General features: G+C 72.3%; 5 protein-coding genes. 3 read left to right on the forward strand and 2 right to left on the reverse strand.

Going from position 1 to position 5,461, the window contains the following annotated elements; genetic code table 11:
• A partial coding sequence (locus G3I19_RS37100) for a glycosyltransferase (protein WP_239075020.1) occupies positions 1-268 on the reverse strand: 268 nt, incomplete at its 3' end.
• 132 nt (positions 269-400) lie between these two features.
• On the opposite strand from G3I19_RS37100, the gene G3I19_RS34175 reads away from it, so the two are divergent.
• Positions 401-1,288: a response regulator transcription factor gene (locus G3I19_RS34175; RefSeq protein WP_164267586.1), complete on the forward strand. Its 888-nt coding sequence runs from the start codon at positions 401-403 to the stop codon at positions 1,286-1,288.
• The gene (locus tag G3I19_RS34180) at positions 1,285-2,397 is read left to right on the forward strand and encodes a HAMP domain-containing sensor histidine kinase (protein ID WP_164267587.1); all 1,113 of its coding nucleotides are present in this window, start codon (positions 1,285-1,287) and stop codon (positions 2,395-2,397) included. The genes G3I19_RS34175 and G3I19_RS34180 overlap by 4 nt, the downstream gene beginning before the upstream one ends.
• A gap of 193 nt (positions 2,398-2,590) precedes the next feature.
• Here the strand turns inward: G3I19_RS34180 and argG are convergent, their stop codons facing one another.
• Positions 2,591-4,039 (reverse strand): argininosuccinate synthase, encoded by a 1,449-nt coding sequence (gene argG / locus G3I19_RS34185; RefSeq protein WP_164267588.1) that lies wholly within the window; start codon positions 4,037-4,039, stop codon positions 2,591-2,593.
• 177 nt (positions 4,040-4,216) lie between these two features.
• Here argG and G3I19_RS34190 point away from each other — a divergent pair.
• On the forward strand, positions 4,217-5,461 hold a 1,245-nt coding region (locus G3I19_RS34190), incomplete at its 3' end, for a low temperature requirement protein A (RefSeq protein WP_164267589.1).

The following is a 5,461-nucleotide window of genomic DNA, read 5'->3' on the forward strand; positions in this document are numbered from 1 at the left end:
AGAAGCACACCAGCTCGGCCGTCGCGGCGCGCAGACCCGCGTGGCAGGCGGCGCCGAAACCGCGGCGGGGTTCGTGGACGACGGTGGCGCCGAGGCCGGCGGCGATGGCGGCCGAACCGTCGGTGGAGCCGTTGTCGACCACGAGCGCCCGCCAGCCGTCGGGGATGCGCTCCAGCACCCGGGGCAGCGCGCCCGCCTCGTCGAGGCAGGGGAGGACGACGTCCACCGTCAGGGGGGTCGGGGGGCTCGGGGGCCGCAGAGGCGTCAGGTCGGTCACGTCCCTCACCGTACGAATCAAACGGAGCGTGATGGCTCTTCCGCTCCTTACGAAACGCGGACGTCCGCACGCAACCACCCACTCGACCGTCCGCCCGGGGCTCCTCGGTGACACGCTGGGGTCATGCCGAACCATCGCCCCGCTCCGCCGCCGCCCTGTGTGCTGGTCGTCGACGACGACCCGACCGTCTCCGAGGTCGTCGCCGGCTATCTCGACCGGGCCGGGTACTCCGTGGACCGCGCGGCCGACGGCCCGGCGGCCCTGGAGTGCGCGGCGCGGCGCAGGCCCGATCTGGTGGTGCTCGATCTGATGCTGCCCGGCATGGACGGTCTTGAGGTGTGCCGGATACTCCGCGCCCGCGGCCCGGTCCCGGTGATCATGCTGACCGCGCGCGGCGACGAGGACGACCGGATCCTGGGGCTCGAAATAGGCGCGGACGACTATGTGACCAAGCCGTTCAGCCCGCGCGAGCTGGTGCTCCGCGTCGACTCGGTGCTGCGGCGCAGCCGTACGGCCGGCGACCGGCCGGGGCCGCTGCTGCACGCCGCGGGGGTCACGGTGGACCCCGCGGCCCGGCGCGCCACCAAGGACGGGCGGGAACTCGCCCTGACGCTGAGAGAGTTCGACCTGCTGGCGTATCTGGTCGGGCACCCGGGGCAGGCATGCGGCCGGGAGCAGCTGATGCACGAGGTGTGGGGCTGGGAGTTCGGCGATCTGTCGACGGTCACGGTCCATGTGCGCCGGCTGCGCGGCAAGATCGAGGACGATCCCGCGGCGCCGAGGCTGATCCGGACCGTGTGGGGGGTCGGCTACCGGTTCGAGGACGGAACGGAACGGGTGGCGGCGGACCAGGTGGCGGCGACGGACCCAGTGGCGGCAACCGGCCGTAGCGGGGCCACGGCTCGCACAGAGGCCACGGACCGGGGCGAGGTGCCGGCCCGCTCATCCGACGGCTCACCTGGCGGCGCGGAGGGACAGCACGGAACGGACTCCGGGGCGGGCGCGCGATGAGGGATCTGCTGCTGATCGCGCTGTACGCGTTTCTCGGCGCAGGTGCGGCCGGGCTGCTCGGGGCCGGCGCCCTGTGGCGGCTGCGCCACCGCTCGGTCGCCCTGTCGCTCACGGTCATCTCGGCCGTCGCGGTGATCGCGATGCTGGCGGGAACGCTGGCAGTGGCCAGGGCGATGTTCCTGTCGCCGCACGACCTCAAGGTGGTGACCCTGGTGGTGGCCATGGCAGCCGTGGTCTCGCTGGCGACCGCGCTGCTGCTGGGCCGCTGGGTCGTCGCGGGCAGCAGGGCGCTGACCCTGGCCGCGCGGTCCTTCGGTGACGGGGGCGACTTCGCCGAACCGGGCGGGGCACCCACCGCCGAACTGGCCGATCTGGGCCGCGAACTCGCCGCGACGAGCGAGAAGCTGGCCGTGTCCCGCCGCCGTGAGCAGGCGCTGGAGACCTCGCGGCGCGAGCTGGTCGCGTGGATCTCGCACGATCTGCGGACTCCGCTCGCCGGGCTGCGGGCGATGTCCGAGGCGCTGGAGGACGGGATGGCCGCCGACCCCGAGCGCTACTTCCGGCAGATCCGCACCGAGGTGGACCGGATGAACACCATGGTCGGCGACCTCTTCGAACTGTCCCGGATCCACGCGGGGGCGCTGACCCTCACACCGGTCCGGATGTCCGTGTACGACCTGGTGGGCGACGCCCTGGCCGGAGCCGACCCGCTGGCCCGCGAGCACGGCGTCCGGCTGGAGGGCGGCGGTGTGGCGCCCCTGCCGGTCGAGGTGGACGGCAAGGAAATGACCAGGGTCCTGGCCAATCTGCTGGTCAACGCGATCCACCGGACGCCGGCCGACGGCACCGTCGCGGTCGCCGCCGAGCAGCGGGCCGGCTCCGTCGTCCTCTCGGTCACCGACGGCTGCGGCGGTATCCCGGAGGACGATCTGGCGCGGGTCTTCGACACCGGCTGGCGGGGCAGCGAGGCCCGGACTCCACCGGCGGGCGCCGGTCTCGGCCTGGCCATCGTGCGCGGCATCGTGGAGGCGCACGCCGGCCGGGCCGCGGTCCGCAATGTGACCGGCGGCTGCCGCTTCGAGGTAACCCTGCCCGCGCCACGCGTCTGAGGGCGTACGGCGAATCGGGGGCGGTCCACATGCGTTGACCCGCGGGAATGTCACCGCGGGTCAACACATCCAGAACCTGCCGCTGTCGGCGTACCGGTCAGTCCGTACGGAGATCAGCCGGTGCCGGGATCAGTCGGTAACGAGACCAGCCGGCCCCGGGATCGGCAGGCCCCGGGATCAGCCGGTGCCGGGATCAGTCAGTGCCCGACTCCATCGCGGCGCGGTCGAGCATCTGCTCGTCCGCGTCGACCCTGCCGCGGGAGGCGATGGCCTGGGCGCCGCCCTGCGGCATCGCTCCGATCAGCCCCGTCGACGCGGCCTGGGCGGCGCCGATGAGCGTCGCGTGCGTGTTGCCGACGATCCCGAGACCGGCGTACTGCTCCAGCTTGGCGCGGGAGTCGGCGATGTCGAGGTTGCGCATGGTGAGCTGGCCGATCCGGTCCACCGGGCCGAACGCCGAGTCCGCGGTGCGCTCCATGGAGAGCTTGTCCGGGTGGTAGCTGAACGCCGGGCCCGAGGTGTCCATCAGCGAGTAGTCCTCGCCGCGCCGCAGCCGCAGCGACACCTCGCCGGTGACCGCCGCGCCCACCCAGCGCTGCAGCGACTCGCGGATCATCAGCGCCTGCGGGTCGAGCCAGCGGCCCTCGTACATGAGGCGGCCCAGGCGCCGGCCCTCGTTGTGGTACTGCGCGACGGTGTCCTCGTTGTGGATCGCGTTGACCAGGCGCTCGTACGCGGCGTGCAGCAGCGCCATGCCGGGCGCCTCGTAGATGCCGCGGCTCTTGGCCTCGATCACGCGGTTCTCGATCTGGTCGGACATGCCCATGCCGTGGCGGCCGCCGATGGCGTTCGCCTCCATCACCAGGTCGACCGGGGAGGCGAACGTCTTGCCGTTGATCGTCACCGGACGGCCCTGGTCGAAGCCGATCGTCACGTCCTCGGCGGCGATCTCGACTTCGGGGTCCCAGAACCGGACGCCCATGATCGGGTCGACCGTCTCGACGCCGGTGTCCAGGTGCTCCAGGGTCTTGGCCTCGTGGGTGGCACCCCAGATGTTGGCGTCGGTGGAGTACGCCTTCTCGGTGCTGTCGCGGTAGGGGAGCTCGTGGGCGAGCAGCCACTCCGACATCTCCTTGCGGCCACCGAGCTCGGTGACGAAGTCCGCGTCCAGCCACGGCTTGTAGATGCGCAGATGCGGGTTGGCGAGCAGGCCGTAGCGGTAGAACCGCTCGATGTCGTTGCCCTTGAACGTCGAGCCGTCGCCCCAGATCTGTACGTCGTCCTCGAGCATGGCCCTGACCAGCAGGGTGCCCGTGACGGCGCGGCCGAGCGGGGTGGTGTTGAAGTAGGACCGCCCGCCGGAGCGGATATGGAACGCGCCGCAGGTGAGCGCGGCCAGCCCCTCCTCGACCAGCGCCGCACGGCAGTCGACCAGGCGCGCGATCTCGGCGCCGTACGCCAGCGCGCGGCCGGGCACCGACGCGATGTCGGGCTCGTCGTACTGGCCGATGTCGGCGGTGTAGGTGCACGGGACGGCGCCCTTGTCGCGCATCCACGCGACCGCGACGGAGGTGTCGAGGCCACCGGAGAAGGCGATGCCGACGCGCTCGCCGGTGGGCAGGGAGGTGAGAACCTTAGACATGGAAAGAGTATGCGACAGAACGCATGATCATGCAAAGTCGGCCTTCGGGGCCGCGTACCTCCCCGGCGTCACGGGGCCGGCCGCACCCCGTGTCCTGGCGGGTTCCGCGTCCCGCGCGATGCATCCTGAACTCGTCCCGCCGTCTGCCGGAGCCGCCAGGACCGGAGAAGTCTTCCCATGAACGATGCGCTCGCCCCCGGCCCGTCCGATCCGGGCCCACCGCCGCAGGCCCCGCCGTCCGGGGGCGGCAGGGAAGAAGAGCGCCACTCCTCATGGCTGGAGCTCTTCTTCGATCTGATCGTGGTGGCCGGTGTGGGGCAGCTCGCACATCTTCTGCACGGCGAACCCGGCCCGGCCGACCTGGGCCTGTACGCCCTGCTGTTCCTCGCCTTCTGGAACGCGTGGATCCTCTTCACGATGTACGCGAACGTGGCCGGGGACCGGGTCAGAACCATGCTGGTGATGGCGGGCATGTTCGGCATGGCGGTGATGGCCGCGGCCGTCCCCGGTGTCCGTCACCACAACGGTGGCGCGTTCGCGCTCGCCTATGTGCTGGTGCGGCTGCTCTCCTCCCGGCTGTGGAACCACCGTGGCGAGGTGATCGTGGACCTGCCCATCACGCGGATGGGCGCGGGGCTCGCACCCTGGGTGGTCTCCGTGTGGGTGGACGGCCATGCCCGCTACGTCCTGTGGGCAGCGGGCATCGCCATCGACCTGGTCTCGATGTTCACCGGGTCGGCGGGCCGGATGCTCGAACAGGCGAGGAAGGACCGTGAGCACCGTCATCGGGCGCCGCTGCCCGTCGCGCGGTACGCCGACGGCGGCCATCTCGACGAGCGCCTGGGGCTGTTCGTCCTGATCGTCCTGGGCGAGGCCATCGTGCAGATGGTCGGCGCCGCGGGGGAAGCCGTCTGGGACCGGGCGCTCTACGGTGTGGCGATCGGCGCGTTCCTGCTCCTGCTGCAGTTCTGGTCGCTCTCCCTGCGCCACGGCACGGGCGGGGTGCCGCTTCTCGGCGCCGGCGCCGTACCCGTACGGATCGCGCTGGTCCTGCACTGCTTCGTCGCCGGGTCGATCGCGGCGCTCGCAGCGGCCCTGGGCAACAGCGTGGCGTTCACCGACGGACGGCTGCCGGGTGGCACCCGGTGGCTCATGTGCGGTGCGGTCGCCGTGTACCTGGTCATCGCGGCGGTGGCCGCGTCGGCCTCGGGGCGGGGCATCCGCCACGTCCTGGTCAAGGAGATCCCCGCCCTGGCGGCCGTCGCCGCGCTCGGCCTCTTCACCGGCGGCTGGCCCCCGGCCGGTGTCATCTGGCTGCTGGTGGCCGCGGTGCGGTGGCTGATCCCCTGGCCGCGGCGCCGCGCGACACGGTCCGACCGGGCGGACGGGCGTACGGGAGGGCCGGGCAGGGCACCGTCAACG

Source organism: Streptomyces sp. SID10853 (assembly GCF_010548145.1).
Taxonomy (GTDB): domain Bacteria; phylum Actinomycetota; class Actinomycetes; order Streptomycetales; family Streptomycetaceae; genus Streptomyces.

Bases quoted from the DNA above. Each gene is read 5' to 3' on its own strand.
- argG (WP_164267588.1), bottom strand. From the start codon at position 4,039: ATGTCTAAGGTTCTCACCTCCCTGCCCACCGGCGAGCGCGTCGGCATC.
- G3I19_RS34180 (WP_164267587.1), top strand. From the start codon at position 1,285: ATGAGGGATCTGCTGCTGATCGCGCTGTACGCGTTTCTCGGCGCAGGT.
- G3I19_RS34175 (WP_164267586.1), top strand. From the start codon at position 401: ATGCCGAACCATCGCCCCGCTCCGCCGCCGCCCTGTGTGCTGGTCGTC.